Origin of the sequence: Saccharothrix variisporea, from assembly GCF_003634995.1 — a bacterium.
In the GTDB taxonomy this organism is placed as follows: Bacteria; Actinomycetota; Actinomycetes; order Mycobacteriales; family Pseudonocardiaceae; genus Actinosynnema; species Actinosynnema variisporeum.
Window position 1 is genome coordinate 1,284,314 of sequence record NZ_RBXR01000001.1, and the last position, 14,433, is coordinate 1,298,746.

General features: G+C 71.7%; 10 protein-coding genes. 6 read left to right on the forward strand and 4 right to left on the reverse strand.

Translation table 11 applies throughout. From position 1 onward, the window contains the following. Nucleotides 1–59 precede the first annotated feature (59 nt). Together DFJ66_RS05590 and DFJ66_RS05595 are read left to right on the forward strand one after the other, a co-directional pair. Nucleotides 60–1,232 (forward strand): ROK family transcriptional regulator, encoded by a 1,173-nt coding sequence (locus DFJ66_RS05590; protein WP_121218587.1) that lies wholly within the window; start codon nt 60–62, stop codon nt 1,230–1,232. Nucleotides 1,233–1,254: 22 nt separating this feature from the next. Continuing rightward, nucleotides 1,255–2,268, forward strand: coding sequence for a polyprenyl synthetase family protein (locus DFJ66_RS05595; RefSeq protein WP_121218588.1), 1,014 nt, complete (start codon nt 1,255–1,257; stop codon nt 2,266–2,268). A gap of 60 nt (nt 2,269–2,328) precedes the next feature. Here DFJ66_RS05595 and DFJ66_RS05600 read toward each other — a convergent pair whose 3' ends face one another. The 3 genes from DFJ66_RS05600 to DFJ66_RS05610 form a co-directional block, all read right to left on the reverse strand. Further along, a complete protein-coding gene (locus DFJ66_RS05600) occupies nt 2,329–5,754 on the reverse strand; it encodes a ThuA domain-containing protein (protein WP_246029588.1) in 3,426 nt (1,141 codons plus the stop codon). Between the two features lie 104 nt (nt 5,755–5,858). Further along, nucleotides 5,859–6,710 carry a sugar phosphate isomerase/epimerase family protein gene (locus tag DFJ66_RS05605; protein WP_121218592.1) on the reverse strand — a complete coding sequence of 284 codons (852 nt, stop codon included), beginning with the start codon at nt 6,708–6,710 and terminating at the stop codon, nt 5,859–5,861. Nucleotides 6,711–6,837: 127 nt separating this feature from the next. Continuing rightward, complete coding sequence (locus tag DFJ66_RS05610; protein WP_121218594.1) at nt 6,838–8,007, reverse strand: ROK family transcriptional regulator; 1,170 nt, start codon at nt 8,005–8,007, stop codon at nt 6,838–6,840. A 212-nt stretch (nt 8,008–8,219) separates the two neighbouring features. Between DFJ66_RS05610 and DFJ66_RS05615 the strand changes: the two genes are divergently transcribed. From DFJ66_RS05615 to DFJ66_RS05625, 3 genes are all read left to right on the forward strand, one after another. Further along, the gene (locus DFJ66_RS05615) at nt 8,220–10,091 is read left to right on the forward strand and encodes a hypothetical protein (protein WP_121218596.1); all 1,872 of its coding nucleotides are present in this window, start codon (nt 8,220–8,222) and stop codon (nt 10,089–10,091) included. Between the two features lie 121 nt (nt 10,092–10,212). Next, nucleotides 10,213–11,685 (forward strand): trypsin-like serine protease, encoded by a 1,473-nt coding sequence (locus DFJ66_RS05620; protein ID WP_121218598.1) that lies wholly within the window; start codon nt 10,213–10,215, stop codon nt 11,683–11,685. Nucleotides 11,686–12,038: 353 nt separating this feature from the next. Further along, on the forward strand, nt 12,039–13,295 hold the full coding sequence (locus DFJ66_RS05625; protein WP_170199148.1) for a S1 family peptidase: 1,257 nt from the start codon (nt 12,039–12,041) through the stop codon (nt 13,293–13,295). A gap of 118 nt (nt 13,296–13,413) precedes the next feature. Here DFJ66_RS05625 and DFJ66_RS05630 read toward each other — a convergent pair whose 3' ends face one another. Next, nucleotides 13,414–13,698: an Rdx family protein gene (locus tag DFJ66_RS05630; RefSeq protein ID WP_121218602.1), complete on the reverse strand. Its 285-nt coding sequence runs from the start codon at nt 13,696–13,698 to the stop codon at nt 13,414–13,416. Nucleotides 13,699–13,749: 51 nt separating this feature from the next. Here DFJ66_RS05630 and DFJ66_RS05635 point away from each other — a divergent pair, with 51 nt between their 5' ends. Further along, nucleotides 13,750–14,367, forward strand: coding sequence for a LysE family translocator (locus DFJ66_RS05635; RefSeq protein ID WP_147459177.1), 618 nt, complete (start codon nt 13,750–13,752; stop codon nt 14,365–14,367). The last annotated feature ends 66 nt before the right edge of the window (nt 14,368–14,433 follow it).

Genomic DNA, 14,433 nt, shown 5'->3' on the forward strand with positions numbered 1-14,433 from the left:
GTTGCGTCGCTTAGGGCAACTTTGCCGGAGACTTCCGTTGTTGTGGTTCACTTAGCCGGGTGTACGAGCACTTCACGACGTCGGCGGCGGGCTCGCCGGGGCAACTCCTCGGTCTGCTCCTCGACGGAACACCCCGCACCCGCGCCGAGCTGACCGCCCAGACCGGGCTGGCCCGCTCGACCGTCCGCGCCCGCCTGGACGCCCTGCTGGACCTCGGTCTGGTCAGCGACCGGCCGGGCGGGGTGTCCACCGGCGGGCGGCCGGCGGGCCGGTTCGCGTTCAACGCCCGCTCCCGCGCGGTGCTCGCGGCCGACCTGGGCGCGACCCACGCGACCGTCGCCGTCACCGACCTCAACGGCGCGGTGCTCGCGCGGCGGCCGTTGCGCATCGCGATCGCCGACGGGCCGGACGCCGTGATCACCTGCCTGGTCGAGACCTGGCGGGAACTGCTGGCGGACGTGCCGGCCGTGCCGCTGGCCGGGGTGGGGATCGGGTTGCCGGGACCGGTGGAGCACTCGTCGGGTCGGCCCAACCACCCGCCGATCATGCCCGGCTGGGACGGCGTCGACGTGCCCGAGCGCGTCTTCGCCGAGTTCGGCGTGCCCGTGCTGGTGGACAACGAGGTCAACCTGATGGCGCTGGGCGAGCACGCCCGGTCGTTCCCCGACGCCGACCACATGATCGTGGTCAAGGTCGCCACCGGCATCGGGTCCGGGTTCATCAGCAACGGCGTGCTGCACCGGGGCGCGGTCGGCGCGGCGGGCGACCTGGGGCACGTGCTCGCGCCGCACGGCGGCGACACGCCTTGCCACTGCGGCAACACCGGCTGCCTGGAGGCCGTCGCGGGCGGGCCGGCGATCGCGGCGGCGTTGCGCGCCAAGGGGATCGAGGCGCACAGCAACGCCGACGTGGTCGCGCTGGTGCGGTCGGGCAACCTGGAGGCCAGCCACGCCGTGAGGCAGGCCGGGCGCGACATCGGGGACGTGCTGGCGGGCTGCGTGAGCATGTTCAACCCGTCGCTGATCGTCATCGGCGGGGCCCTGGCGGCGGCCGGCGAGATGCTGCTGGCCGGCGTGCGCGAGTCGATCTACCGCCGATCCCTGCCGCTGGCGACCGGGAACCTGCGGATCGTGCCGTCGCAGGCGGGCGAGGACGCGGGCGTGCTCGGCGCGGCGGTCATGGTGGTGCAGCACGCCCTGTCCCCGGTCGTGGTGGACAGCCAACTCCCCTGATCCTTCCCAGCCGGAGGCTGCGATGGCCACACCTGTCACCGGCACGCGCACCGCGCAGGCCGTCCTCGCGTGGAGCCGCGACCTGGTGCGGCCACCGCTGCTGCTCGCGGTGCAGGGGCTTCCGGCCTCCGTCCGCCACATCGCCGGCTACCACCTGGGCTGGTGGGACCGCCACGGCCGCCCGGCGCGGGCGTCGTCGGGCAAGTCCGTCCGCCCTGCCCTGGCGTTGCTCGCGGCACAGTCCTGCGGCGCCCCGGCCCGGTCGGCGCTCCCCGCCGCCGTGGCGGTCGAGTTGGCGCACAACTTCTCCCTGCTGCACGACGACGTCCTGGACCAGGACACCACCCGCCGCCACCGCCCCACCGCGTGGTCCGTGTTCGGCACGGCGGCGGCCATCCTGACCGGTGACGCGTTGCTGGCCCTGGCTTCCGGCGTCCTGGCGAGGTCCGTGTTCCCGGCCACGGCCGACGACCTGTCGGCCGCCGTGCTGGCGCTGGTGGACGGCGAGCAGGCGGACCTGTCCTTCGAGACCCGCGACGACGTGGACCTCGCCGAATGCGTCGCCATGGTCGAGCACAAGACCGCTCCCCTGCTCGCGGCGGCTTGCGCGCTGGGCGGGGTGTTCGGCGGGGCGTCCCCGGAGGTCGTGGGACACCTGCGGGCCTTCGGCGAGTCGCTGGGCGTGGCCTACCAGCACGTGGACGACCTGCTGGGCATCTGGGGCGACCCGTCCACCACCGGCAAGCCCGCGCACGGAGACTTGTTGCGCCGCAAGAAGTCCCTGCCCGTGGTCGCGGCGCTGACCTCCGGGACTCCCGCCGGGGCCGAGTTGGCTTCGCTCTACCGAAGCGACGACGCCGACCCCGTGCGGCTGGCTGCGTTGGTCGAGCAGGCGGGCGGCCGGGAGTGGAGCGAGTCGGAGGCCTCGCGCTTGCTGGCCGAAGCACTTGACCACTTGGCTGCGACCGATCCCACGCCACGCGCCGCCGCCGAACTGACCGCCTTGGCCCACCTGATCGTCCGCCGCACCTGCTGAGCACGCTGAAGGGCCCCGGTGCTCGCACTGAGCACCGGGGCTGTCTTCACGCCGTGGCCGCTACCTCAGCGTCCACTTCTGGTTCGGGCCGCCGTGGCACGTCCAGATGATCAGCTGCGTCCCGTCGGCCGTCGCGCCGCCGTAGGCGTCCAGGCACTTGGTGCCGTTGCGCAGCGACCCGTCCGACTGCACGGACCAGTTCTGCGCCGGCGTCCCGTTGCACGTCCACAACTGCACCAGGGCTCCGTCCGCCTGGCTGCCCTCGTTCACGTCCAGGCACTTGCTCAACGACTGGAACGTGGACCCGACCTGCGTCCACTTCTGGTTGTTGCCGCTGCCACACGTCCACAGCTGCACCTTGGTGCCATCGGCCGTGGCGCCGTTGTTCACGTCGACGCACTTGTTGCTCTGCGCGCCGACGATCTGCTTGGCCACCGCACCGCCGCCGCCGATGCCCGGCCCGATGTAAGTGATCGAGTCGAGGTCGAAGTTGTTGCCGGTCGAGGTCTTGAAGACCACGAACAACTCCACGGTCCCAGCCGGCCGCGTGACGGGGACAGCAGGCAGCGACACGTAGTTGTCCCAGCCACCGGTCGACGTCACCGGTGCCGACGCGATCAGGGTCCCGGTCGGCGACCCGGCGCGCAGCTCGATCGAGCCGCCGCCGGACGGCGACGAGACCTTGAACGACACCTGGTCGATCCCCGTGAAGCTCACGGGCTTGAACGAGATCCAGTCGTTGTTGGAGATGTCACCGATCCGCGCGCCCGACTCGGCACCGGACTGGGACACCACCCGCACACCGGAAGACCCGTTGAAGTACTCCGCCTGCTTGTGCTTGGGCTGCAACACGACGTTCGCGCCGCCCTTGAGCGAAGGCAAGCCGGTCGCACCGTTGTCGGCGTACTCCGACGAGATGATGATGTGCGCGTTGCCGTTCTGGTGCTCGGTGTCCGCGACCGCCGACACGCTCCCGGAACAGCCGTTGATCGGGTTGCCCAGCGGGTGCTTGTGCGAGTCGTGGCCGATGTTGCCTTGCGTCACCACGCGGGCGCAGTCGATCGTGCCGTCCTCCGGGTCGGTGACGGTCAGCGAGTAGGGCAGGTTGTCGCCCCACTCGAACATGCCGCCGTCCGCCGGGCCGTTGAACTTCACCGTGGGCGCGGTGTTGCCGGAGGTCACCGTGAGGTTGGCCGTTCCGGTCTTGCCGGTCGGGTCGGTCACGGTCAGCTGCACGTTGAACGTGCCGCGCGTGTTGTAGGTGTGCGAGGGGTTGGCGGCGGTGGAGGTGCCGCCGTCGCCGAAGGTCCACTTGTAGGTCAGCGCGCCGCCCTCCGGGTCACGGGAACCCGCGCTGGAGAACGCCACCGTCAACGGCGTCCCGCCCGACGACGGGTTCGCCGAGGCCTGGGCGATCGGGCTGCGTTCGCCCGCGTTGTAGTCGATGCGCCACAACCCGGCCCCGGGCAGGTGGACGTTGTCGTCCCAGCCCGATCCCCAGGTCAGCAGGTACATCGAGCCGTCCGGGCCGAACTTCATGTCCATCGGCGAGGAGAACGACTGGTTCGACAGGAAGTCGTTGATCTTCAGCAGGTTCCCGCTCGAGTCCGGCCGGAACTCCCAGATCCGGTTGCGGGCCCACTCGCCCATGAACGGCACGCCGTCGTAGTAGGCCGGGAACTTCGTCTGCGACGGGTTGTTGGCGTTGTACTGGTAGATCGGGAACGCCATCGGGGCCTCGCCGCCGTTGCCCAGCTCCGGGAACTTGAAGCCCTCGGCCGCGCTGTTGCCGTACCAGACGTCCGCCGCCCGCGCGGCCGGCAGCGTGGTCAGGCCGGTGTTGTTGGGCGAGTTGTTGGTGGGTGCCGAGCAGTTGAACTTCGCGCCCGAGGTGCCCGTGGCGAAGTCGTAGTCGTTGAACGGCGTGTTGTTGCCGATGCAGTACGGCCAGCCGTAGTTGCCCGGCGACTTCACGATGTTCCACTCCACCAGGCCACCCGGCCCGCGGTTGGCGTTGTCCGCGCCGGCGTCCGGGCCGTAGTCGGCCACGTAGATCGCGCCCGTGGTCGGGTGCACGCTGAAGCGGAACGGGTTGCGGAAGCCCATCGCGTAGATCTCCGGCCGGGTCTTGGCCGTACCGGGGGCGAACATGTTGCCCGAAGGGATGGTGTAGGTCCCGTCCGACTCCGGGTGGATGCGCAGGATCTTGCCCCGCAGGTCGTTGGTGTTGGCCGCGGTGCCCTGGGCGTCCCACCACTTGCGGCCGGCGCGCTCGTCGATCGGCGCGTAGCCGTCCGAGGCGAACGGGTTCGTGTCGTCGCCGACGCCGACGTAGAGGTTGCCGCCCGGACCGAACGCCAGGTAGCCGCCGGTGTGGCCGGGCTCGTTCTCCCGCCACATCGGGTAGGTCAGCAGGACCTTCTCACTGGCCGTGTCGAGGGTGTCGCCGTTCATGGTGAACCGCGAGATCCGCCCGATCTGCTCGGTCGTCGTGCCCGGCGAGTACGCCAGGTAGACGTACCGGTTGGTGGCGAAGTTCGGGTCCAGCGCCAGACCCGTCAGGCCGTCCTCGGAGTTCTGGCCGCTGCCGTAGACGTTCAGGGTCGCGGCGGTCACCGTGGTGCGGGTGTCCGGCTTGTAGATCTTCAGCTTGCCGCCGTACTCGGTGAAGAACGCGCGCCCGTCCGGGGCCACGTCCACCGCGCCGGGCGCGATCGTCGTCTCGTCCAGCGCGACCTTCTCGAAGCTGCTCCACACCGTGGGTCCGCAGTCGGCGGCGACCTTGGCACCCGCCGTCTCCACGCCACCGGCGATGTGGGACTTGAACAGCGGCTCGGAGTAGCTGGAGGACTGGTGGCCCATCGCGGTCGCCCACAACCGGCCGCCCTCGTAGTTGCGGCACCACGAGATCGGGTGGTCGTAGCCCATCTTGGAGCCGCCCGCGTCGTACGTGGTCTCGTCGGCGGTCACCAGCACGTGAACGTCACCGCGCGCGGAGCGGTTGAAGTTGTACCACTCCTCCGTGCGCACCCAGCGGTCCGGCAGACCGACGCCGGACGGGTGCTTCTTGTCCGCCACCTTCGCCGTGCCCTGCAGGATCGCCGAGTGCGCGGTCATGGTCATGCCCAGGAACTGGTCCCACCACGGGAACTGCGCCTCGATGTTCATGTCCGTGGCGTTGTGGATCGCGACCACACCGCCGCCGTTGCGCACGTAGGTCTGCATGGCGGCGCGCTGCGCGTCGGTGTCCCAGACCATGCCCGACGTCTGGAGCATCACGATGACGTCGAACGTGGCCAGCGTGGCGTCGTTGAAGACCGTCGAGTCCTCGCTCTTGGTCAACTCCCACTGGCGTTCGGACGCCAGTTGCTCGAACATCGCGATGCCCGCCGGGATCGAGTCGTGGCGGTACGCGCCGGCGGCGGTCTTGCTGAACAGCAGGACGTGGAAGCCCTCCGGGTGGGCGGACGCGGTCGGCGTGAGCACCCCCGCTACTATGAGCAGAGGTGCAACTACTGTGAGTAGTCGCCTGAGTGTGCGGTGCATTGCCACTCCTTCGGGGCGGTTGTTTCGGCGGTTGTGGAGAGTGGTCAGCGGGTGAAGGCGGCGGTGGCGCCGCGCAGGAAAGCCAGGCCGTCGGCGGCGAGGGCGTTCGGCGACTCGGCCAGCGGCCGCCAGATGGAGGCGGCGGTGGCGATGGAGGCGTTGTCCGGGGTGAAGGACTCGATGCACAGCGGGCCGCGGTAGCCGGTCTCGGCGAGGGCGCGCAGGATGCCGGGCCAGTCGTGGTGGTCACGGCCGGGCGTGCCGCGGTCGTTGGCGCAGACCTGGACGTGGGCGGTGCGCGCGCCGGCGGCGAGGATCGCCGTGACCGGGGAGGTTTCCTCGATGTTGAGGTGGTAGACGTCCAGCGCCAGGCCGCAGCCTTCGTCGGGCAGGCCGGCGAGCGCTTCCAGGGCCTGCTCGACGGTGTTGACCAGGCTGGTCTCGTAGCGGTTGAGCGGCTCGACGGCGATCTTGACGTTGGTGGAGGCCGCGTATTCGACCACGGGTGCCAGGTTCTCGCGCAGCTGCGCGTAGAGCTTGGCGCGGTCGTCGATGCGCCAGGTCCGGCCGACCGAGCTGTACGCCGGCCCGGCCGCCACGGGACTGCCGACGACCGCGGCCACGTCCACCACGTGCCGCAGGTAGTCCTGCGTCTCGGCGACGGTGTCGGCGTCGACCAGCTCGCGGCCCGGCGGCATCACCAGGCAGACGGTCGCCTTCAGGCCCAGCTCCGCCAGCAGGTCCGCCGCGCGGTGCGGGTCCCAGTCGCCGGGCTGCTCCACGGGCAGCTCGATGACGTCGAAGCCCTGCTCCCGCACCCACGGGGCCAGCTCGGCGAGCCGCTCGTCGGTCAGCGGGGAGGTCCATACCCACGTGTTGACGCCGATGTCCCACATGTGGGTGAACGTAAGCCAGGTCATATGGCCTGGTCAATACAAAAGGAGCGCTCCCAGTACCTACTTATGTCTACTTCTCGCCAAAAGCGAGGTTGGCACTACCCCGGCGCAGGTGGGCACCACCAGCTCAGCTCGCCAGTTGGACGTCCAGCACCTCGGGCGACAGCGCGTGCTTGGCCACCATCGCCGCCGCGCCGAGCACACCCGCCTCCGGCCCGGCCTTGGACGCCACGATCCGCAGGTTCTCCGTGGCGAGCGGGAGGGAACGGCGGTAGACCGACTCGCGCACCCCGGCCAGCAGCATCTCCCCCGCCTGGGCGACCAGCCCGCCCACCACGACCAGCGACGGGTTGAACATGCTCACGCAGGCCGCCAGCACCTCGCCGATGTCCCGCCCGGCCTGCCGGACCACCTGCCCGGCCTCCAGGCTGCCCGCGCGCACCAGCCGCACCACGTCGGCCGTCGTCGTCGCGTCCACGCCCTGCTCGCGCAGCCTGGCCGCCATCGCCGGGCCGCTGGCCACGGCCTCCAGGCAGCCGGTGTTGCCGCACCGGCACAGCACGTCCCCGCCGTGCGGTGCCTGGATGTGCCCGAGGTCGCCCGCCGCGCCGACCGCGCCCCGGTGCAGCACGCCGTTGCTGATCAGACCCGACCCGATGCCGGTGGCGACCTTGACCACGATCATGTGCTCGGCCTCGGGGAACGCCGTGGTGTGCTCGCCCAGGGCCATCAAGTTCACTTCGTTGTCCACCAGCACCGGCACGCCCAGTTCGGCGGCGACCAGGCCCGGCACGTCGAAGCCGTCCCAGCCCGGCATTATCGGCGGGTTGTTGGGCCGGCCGGTGGAGTGCTCGACCGGGCCGGGCAGGCCGATGCCCACGCCCGCGACCGGCGCGCCGCCCTCGGGCAGCAGCTCCCGCCACGCCTTGACCAGCAGCGGCAGGATGACCGTCGGGCCGTCGGCGATGTCCAGCTCGATCTGCTCCACCGCCAGCAGCCGGCACCCGAGGTCGGCGACGGCGACCGTGGCGTGGGTGGCGCCCACGTCGGCGGCCAGCACCTGCCGCGCGCCGGCGTGGAAGGCGAACCGGCTGGCGGGCCTGCCGCCGGTGGACACGTCGTCGCCGATGTCGCTGACCAGGCCGGCGGCCATCAGCAGGTCCAGGCGGGCGCGGACGGTCGAGCGGGCCAGGCCGGTCTCGGCCACGATGTCCGCACGCGTGCGCGGCCTGCCGTCCATCAGCAGGCGCAGCAGGGCCGCGGGCGAGGCGGCGTCGACGGTCGGGGCACTCTCCATCGCTCCATTGTTCCAGACCACTGCGGATTGCGATCGACGAACGTCATTAGTTCGGCGAGTTGACGATCGCACGACCGGGACTTCGGCCGATCAGTGGGCAATACACCGCCGCACTGTGTGGACTGTTGACGGCCTGTCCGTCCCGACCGGCCGCGCGGTGCGCCGATAGCCTCCTGAATCGCAACAGCCAGCCCGGGACCGCAGGAGCCGAAGTGCCGTACGCAGTGTGGATCGAGCTGTCCGACCCCGATCCACCGGGGTCCGACGACCTCGTCCACGCCCGGCGGCCCGCGCTGGTCCTGGAGCTGATCGAAGCCGGCGGTTCCGTCGAGGGACCCGTGCTCGACCCCGACGACGACGAGGACTTCACGGCGGAGGAGCCGGTCGCGCTGCTGGACGTGCGGGTGCTGACCTACCCGGAGGGCGCGCGGGTGGGCCTGGCCGTGGGCGCGGTGGACCTGCCGGCGGCGCTGGCGGTCGGCCTGGGACTGGCGCGGTACCTCTCCGGCACGCCCGAGCTGTTCGGGTGGCGGCTGGAGTCGATCAGCGGCGCGAAGCTCGACGCGCCCCTGGAACCGGACGTGTGGCTGCCCTCGGTGGAGGACGACCGGCCGCGCTTCCCCGTCGCCGAGCACCTGCCGCGCGAACTCCAGGAGCCCGCCGCCCAGTACCTGCTGGCCGCCGCGGCGGCCGACGTCAACGACCCCGCCGGGCGCGGACCGTGGCGGGTCGACGCGGCCGACCTGGTCGCCGGGTCGGTCGAGCACCCGTGGGGCCGGGAACTGGTCGCCGCGCTGGGCGGCCTGCTGGTGGCGGCGTGCCGGGCGGAAGGCGTGCGGCACCCGCTGGTGGGTCGCGGCGGCGGGGACACCGCGCTCGCGCAGGCCCTGCTGGACGCCGTGCGCGCCGACCACGACGACCCGGGCACCGGCGTCGACCACGACGGCCTGCGCGGGCACCTGCTGCTGGACGAGTTCGCCACCGCCCACGACCTCCAGTGGACCCGCGTCGACCCGGACGCCGACCCCGACCTCGCCGAGGAACGTCGCCGGGCGCAGCTGAGGGCGTTGCTGTGGGCGGGTCTGCGGTGCCTGGCCACGATGGGCCGCGACGGGCTGGCCGCCGCCGAGTCGCCGTGGGTGTGGCTCGCGGACCTCGACAGCGACGACGTGGCCGCCGTGGTGGACCACTTCGCCGACCGGGACGCCGAGGAGACCGCCGAGGCGGAGGAGGAGGCCGAGGCGCTGCTGTACGGGGCGACGCAGGCCCACCTGCTGGTGCGCCTGGCGCTGCTGCACCCGGAACTGCTGGCCGCCGACCGCATCACCGCCGCGCACAACGACCTGATGATCTCCACCGAACCGTTGCAGCACCTGGGTTTCCACGCCCTGACGTCGTTGGGCTCGGCCGCACTGGACCGCGCGGCGCTGCCCGACCACGCCGTGCCGGCCGCCCGGACCGTGCGCTCGGCGTTGCGGGCCGTCGACGCGGAGGAGGACGAGGCCCTGGACGACCTGTACGCGGCGATCGAGCGCCTGCTGCCGGCCCGGGGCGTGGCCAACCGCGACCGGCAGGCGCAGACCACCGCGTTCCTCGACCTGGTCACCGCGATGGCCGGGGGCGGCGAGGACGCGGCGCGGGTGGCGCGGGAACTGCTGGCGTTCCCGGCGGAACTGGCCTCCATCGTGGCCGACCTGCCTGACGGCGGCCGGGCCGAGCACACCCTGCGGCTGCGCGTGCTCGCGGCGGCGGCCAGCCTCGACCCGGCCGTGGCCGGCGAGGTCGCGGCGGACCTGCCGGCCCTGCGCAGCAAGGACCCCCGCGACGAACCCGCCCTGCACGCCGAGGCGACCACGTGGTGGGCGCGGGCGGTCCGGGCGTTCGGCGACGCGCCCGAGCTGGTCGCGAAGGCGGTCGAGGGCTGTCCGGAACCCGGTGCGTCCCTCCTGCGCCGGATCACCGCGCCGTCACCGCTGGACGACCTGCCCACCGCGACGGCGGCCGTGGCGGTGGTGCAGGCCATCTCGGCGTTGGGCATCACCGCTCAGGAGCCCTACTTGCCGCACGAGATCATCGTCGGTTGACGTTCGGGGGACCCCTCGGGTTGCCGGACGGCCGAAGTTGCCGATCTTCTCACCATTCCGGCCCGTGAGAAGTCGCCGGCCTGTTCAATGAGCCCGTTGCCCGTCAACGTGAGGAGATGTCGTGGGTAGATCACGACGTGTGGGGGCCTTGGTCGCCTCACTCGCCGTCGCAGCGGCCGTCGCGGTGGTCGCGCCGTCCGGTGCCACCGCCGAGCCGCAGCTGCACCGGACCCTGGACGCGAACGCGGTCACGGAGTCCGTGCGGTACCTGGTCAAGACGTACGGCGTGTCGGAGCAGGAGGCGCTGCGCCGCCTGCAGCTGCAGGACGACGCCACCCGGCTCGACCAGGTCCTGCGCACGCAGGCCACCTACGGCGGCATGTGGCTGGACCACAACGCCGGCGGTGTCCTGGTGGTGGCGATGACCCAGCCCGCCGACGCCGACCGCTACCTGAAGGCGTTGCCCGACCGCAAGAACATCCGCACCCAGGCCGTCCGGTACTCGCTGGCCGACCTGAACGCGGCCCGCGACCGCGTCGCCGCCCGCGTCGGCGCCGGTCCGCAGGCCGTGCACCTGCCCGCGGTGAGCGAGTCGGAGAACAAGGTCGTGGTGTGGGAACGCGGCTGGGTCGCGGCGGAGAAGCGCACCCAGCGCGCCGCCGAGGTCGCCGCCGAGTCCGAGCACGCCCGCTCCGCGATCGCCGCCGAGCCCGCCGACCTGGTCGTGCCGCGCACCCTGGTCAAGCCCGAGCCGATGGCCACCCCGAACGTGGACTGGGGCTTCTGCCACCCGCTCTACTGCACCGGCTACGGCCCGATGCGCGGCGGCCTGCGCCTGGACATGCGACGCGACAACGGGACGTGGGGCGGCTGCACGGCCGGGTTCAACCTGCGCTCGACCGGCGGCGGTTTCCCCGGCAAGCCGTGGGTGCTGACCGCGGGCCACTGCATGGCCACCAAGACCAACAACGTGCCGACCCAGCACAACGGCACGTCCGTGCTCCAGCAGCACGGCATCGAGAAGAACTCCTACCCGTACGACTACGCGGCGCTGCCGTACGTCGACCAGGCCACCGCGAACACGTGGCTGGAGAACCACACCAACCGCAACCGGGTGCTGAAGTACTGCCGCAACGGCGGTATGGACAGCAACGCCGACACCCCGTGCGGCCAGCAGGCCACGTCGGTGGACGAGTACATCACCGGCACCCACACCCTGGCCGAGGTCAAGGCGGGCTGGGTGGTGTGCGCGACCGGTTCGGGCTCCAGCGCGGTCAACTACCCCGACTCCTACGACAGCGGCGCGGGCGAGGGCTACCTGGTCGGCACGCGCTGCGGCCGGGTGCTGTCCACCGACGTCGGCATCAACACCGACATCTGCGCCCGAGCGGGTGACAGCGGCGGTCCGCTGTTCAGCCAGGTCGACCACACGGCGCTGGGCATCCTCGAAGGCAGCCAGCAGAGCCGGTCGGGCGCGTGCCAGGCGGGCGAGCTGAACAACTACGTGCCGATCAGCACCGTGCTGGAGGACCTGAACGCGCGCATCGCCGGTCAGGGCTCGGTGTTCTCGGTGATCACCACGCCGAACGGCTGACCCGAGCGCTCGTCCCTGCCCCCTGTCCGCACCCAGCGGGCAGGGGGCTTCTTCGTGCGAGCCTCCCGCGACCCTGCCCCGGAATACACCCGCCTGGCCGTCGATTTCCCCGCTAGAATCCGCCGGCGAATTTCCATTTTCTACTTATGCGAATTGCGATATTCGTCCTTACGAGTAGCGTTCTGCGACATCCGGGTGCTGTCCCGAAAACCTCGAAACATCTGCCGCGAGTCTGCGATTTCCCTGGTGCGCAGTGCCGTCGTGGCAGCTCAGGTGGTCGAACCAATTCCGTGCACCGACGGCTTCCGCCTGCGCGAAAAATGAGGGAAACACACACCAGGAAAGTGGGAGAAATGCGAAAACTCCTCCGCACGGTGCTCGTCGGCGTGTCCGTGGCCGCGCTCGCCGCCACCGGCGCCGCAGTGGGCACCGCCGCCCCGGAAAGATCGGTCGACCTGCCCGCGGACGTGCTCACGGCGATGCAGCGCGACCTGGGCCTCACCGCCGACCAGGCGGCCAGACGCGCGGTCCAGCAGGACGAGGCCGACCGGCTCGACGACGTGCTGAAGGGGCGCCTGGGCGCGGCGTTCGGCGGCGCGTGGTTCGACGCCGAGGCCGGTCGGCTCGCGGTGGCCGTCACCGACCCGGCCCGCGTGGGCGAGGTGCGCGCGGCGGGTGCGCGGGCGCACGTGGTCAAGCACAGCGAGGCCGACCTGGAGAAGATCAAGGGTGAACTCGACGCCCTGGCGGGCCGCGACGCCGACGACGGCACCCGCGCCAACCCGGGCCGCGGCAGATCGGACGAGGTCAAGGGCCTGGTGTCGTGGTCGGTGGACCCGACGGCCAACGTCGTGTCGGTGACCGCCCTGAGCGGCCGGTCGGACCGGGCCGTGGCGGGCTTGCGGAAGTACGGCGACGCCGTGCGCGTCGACTTCACCGACACCGAGCCGTCCACGGCGGCGTTCCTCGACGGCGGCGACATCCTGTACTACGGGGCGTTCGGCGGCGGGTACTGCTCGGCGGGCTTCAACCTGCGCAACGTCAACAACGGCCTGCGGTACGTGCTGACCGCGGGCCACTGCGGACCCGCGGGCACCGCCGTCTACGGCTACACCGGGTCGCAGATCGGCACCGTGCAGGCCGCGTTCTTCCCGACCTGGGACGACGCCATCGTGCGCGTCACCAACACGGCCGCCTGGACCCAGGGGCCGTGGGTCGACGTGAACCCGTCGCAGGGCGGCGTGGTCACCGTCAGCGGGTACAGCGACTCACCGGTCGGCACCGCGATCTGCAAGTCCGGCGTGACCACCAAGCTGACCTGCGGCGTGATCACGGCCAAGCGGCAGACCGTGACGTACTCGGGCGGCCGGACCGTGTACGACCTGACCCGGCACAACGCGTGCGTCGAACCGGGCGACTCGGGCGGCTCGAACTACCGCAACTCCGGCACCCGCACGGCGGAGGGCGTGACCAGCGGCGCCCAGCTGTACTCGGTCGGCGGCCGGTACCGGTGCGGCCAGGTGGTGGGCGTGGCGAACGTGTCCTGGTACTACCCGGCGGCGATCAGCCTGCCGTACTACCAGTCCGTCTACGGCGCCACCCTCTGGTAACCACCCGCTCCGGCCGGCACGCGGGTTCACAAGTGCGTCGGTCCGCAAGCCCGTGAGCCCGTGAACGCGACCGGCCGGCGGAAACCACCGCCGGCCGGTCGGTCAGCCAGTCGGTCGGTCAGCGGCGGTCGGTGTGGCCCAGGGAGCGGTCGGGGGCGATGCGGTCGCGGACCAGTTGCTTCAGCACCGCCAGGTCGGGGAAGCCGTCCTGCTGCTTGCGCGACCAGATCGTCTCGCCGTCCAAGCGCACGTCGAACACCCCACCCGTGCCCGGGATCAGCGCGACCTCGCCCAGTTCGGCCGTGAACGTCGTCAGCAGCTCCTGTGCCGTCCACCCCGCGCGCAGCAACCACCGGCACTGCGTGCAGTACTCGATCTCCACACGGGGCTGCCTCGTCGTCATGGCCGCAAGTATCGTCTGCGCAGATAATGCCTGCGCAAGTATGTTGTGAACGTGCTGAACCACCTCCCTCTGTTCGCCGTCTGGATCCTCGCCGTGGTGAGCCCCGGCCCCGACATGCTGGTCGTCGCGCAGCAGGCGACCACTCGCTCCCGCCGCCACGGCGTGGTCACCGGGCTCGGTGTCGCCTCCGCCATCGCGGTGTGGGCGGTGGCGAGCATGCTGGGCTTGTCCGTGCTGCTCGCGCGGGTCGGCTGGCTGTACGACGTGGTCCGGTTGGCCGGTGCCGCGTACCTGGTCTACCTGGGCGCGCGGGCGCTGTGGGCGAGCCGGCGGACCGAGCGGGTGCCGGTCGAGCCGGTCGACGCCACGCCGACCAGCGCGGCGAAGGCGTGGCGCACCGGGTTCCTGACCAACATCGGCAACCCCAAGGCGGCGGTGTTCTTCGGCAGCCTGTTCGGCGCGCTGCTGCCCGCCGACACCACGCCGTGGGGCCGGGTCGCGGTCGTCGTGGCCATGGTGCTGGTCGCGGCGAGCTGGTTCGCGTTGGTCGCGACGCTGTTCGGGCTGCCGCGCGTGGTCGAGGTGTACCGGCGCGGCCGGCGGTGGGTGGACCGGGTCACCGGCATCGCCTTCGTCGCACTGGGCAGCCGCCTGGCATTGGACCGCTGACCCGACGAGCGACCCCGACGACCCGCCCCGACGAGCGACCGCCCACGAGCGACCCCGACGACCTGC

What these genes read in the sequence shown, in the direction of transcription:
- DFJ66_RS05595 (WP_121218588.1), top strand. Translation starts at nt 1,255, where the DNA reads ATGGCCACACCTGTCACCGGCACGCGCACCGCGCAGGCCGTCCTCGCG.
- DFJ66_RS05605 (WP_121218592.1), bottom strand. Translation starts at nt 6,710, where the DNA reads ATGTGGGACATCGGCGTCAACACGTGGGTATGGACCTCCCCGCTGACC.
- DFJ66_RS05610 (WP_121218594.1), bottom strand. Translation starts at nt 8,007, where the DNA reads ATGGAGAGTGCCCCGACCGTCGACGCCGCCTCGCCCGCGGCCCTGCTG.
- DFJ66_RS05625 (WP_170199148.1), top strand. Translation starts at nt 12,039, where the DNA reads ATGCGAAAACTCCTCCGCACGGTGCTCGTCGGCGTGTCCGTGGCCGCG.
- DFJ66_RS05630 (WP_121218602.1), bottom strand. Translation starts at nt 13,698, where the DNA reads ATGACGACGAGGCAGCCCCGTGTGGAGATCGAGTACTGCACGCAGTGC.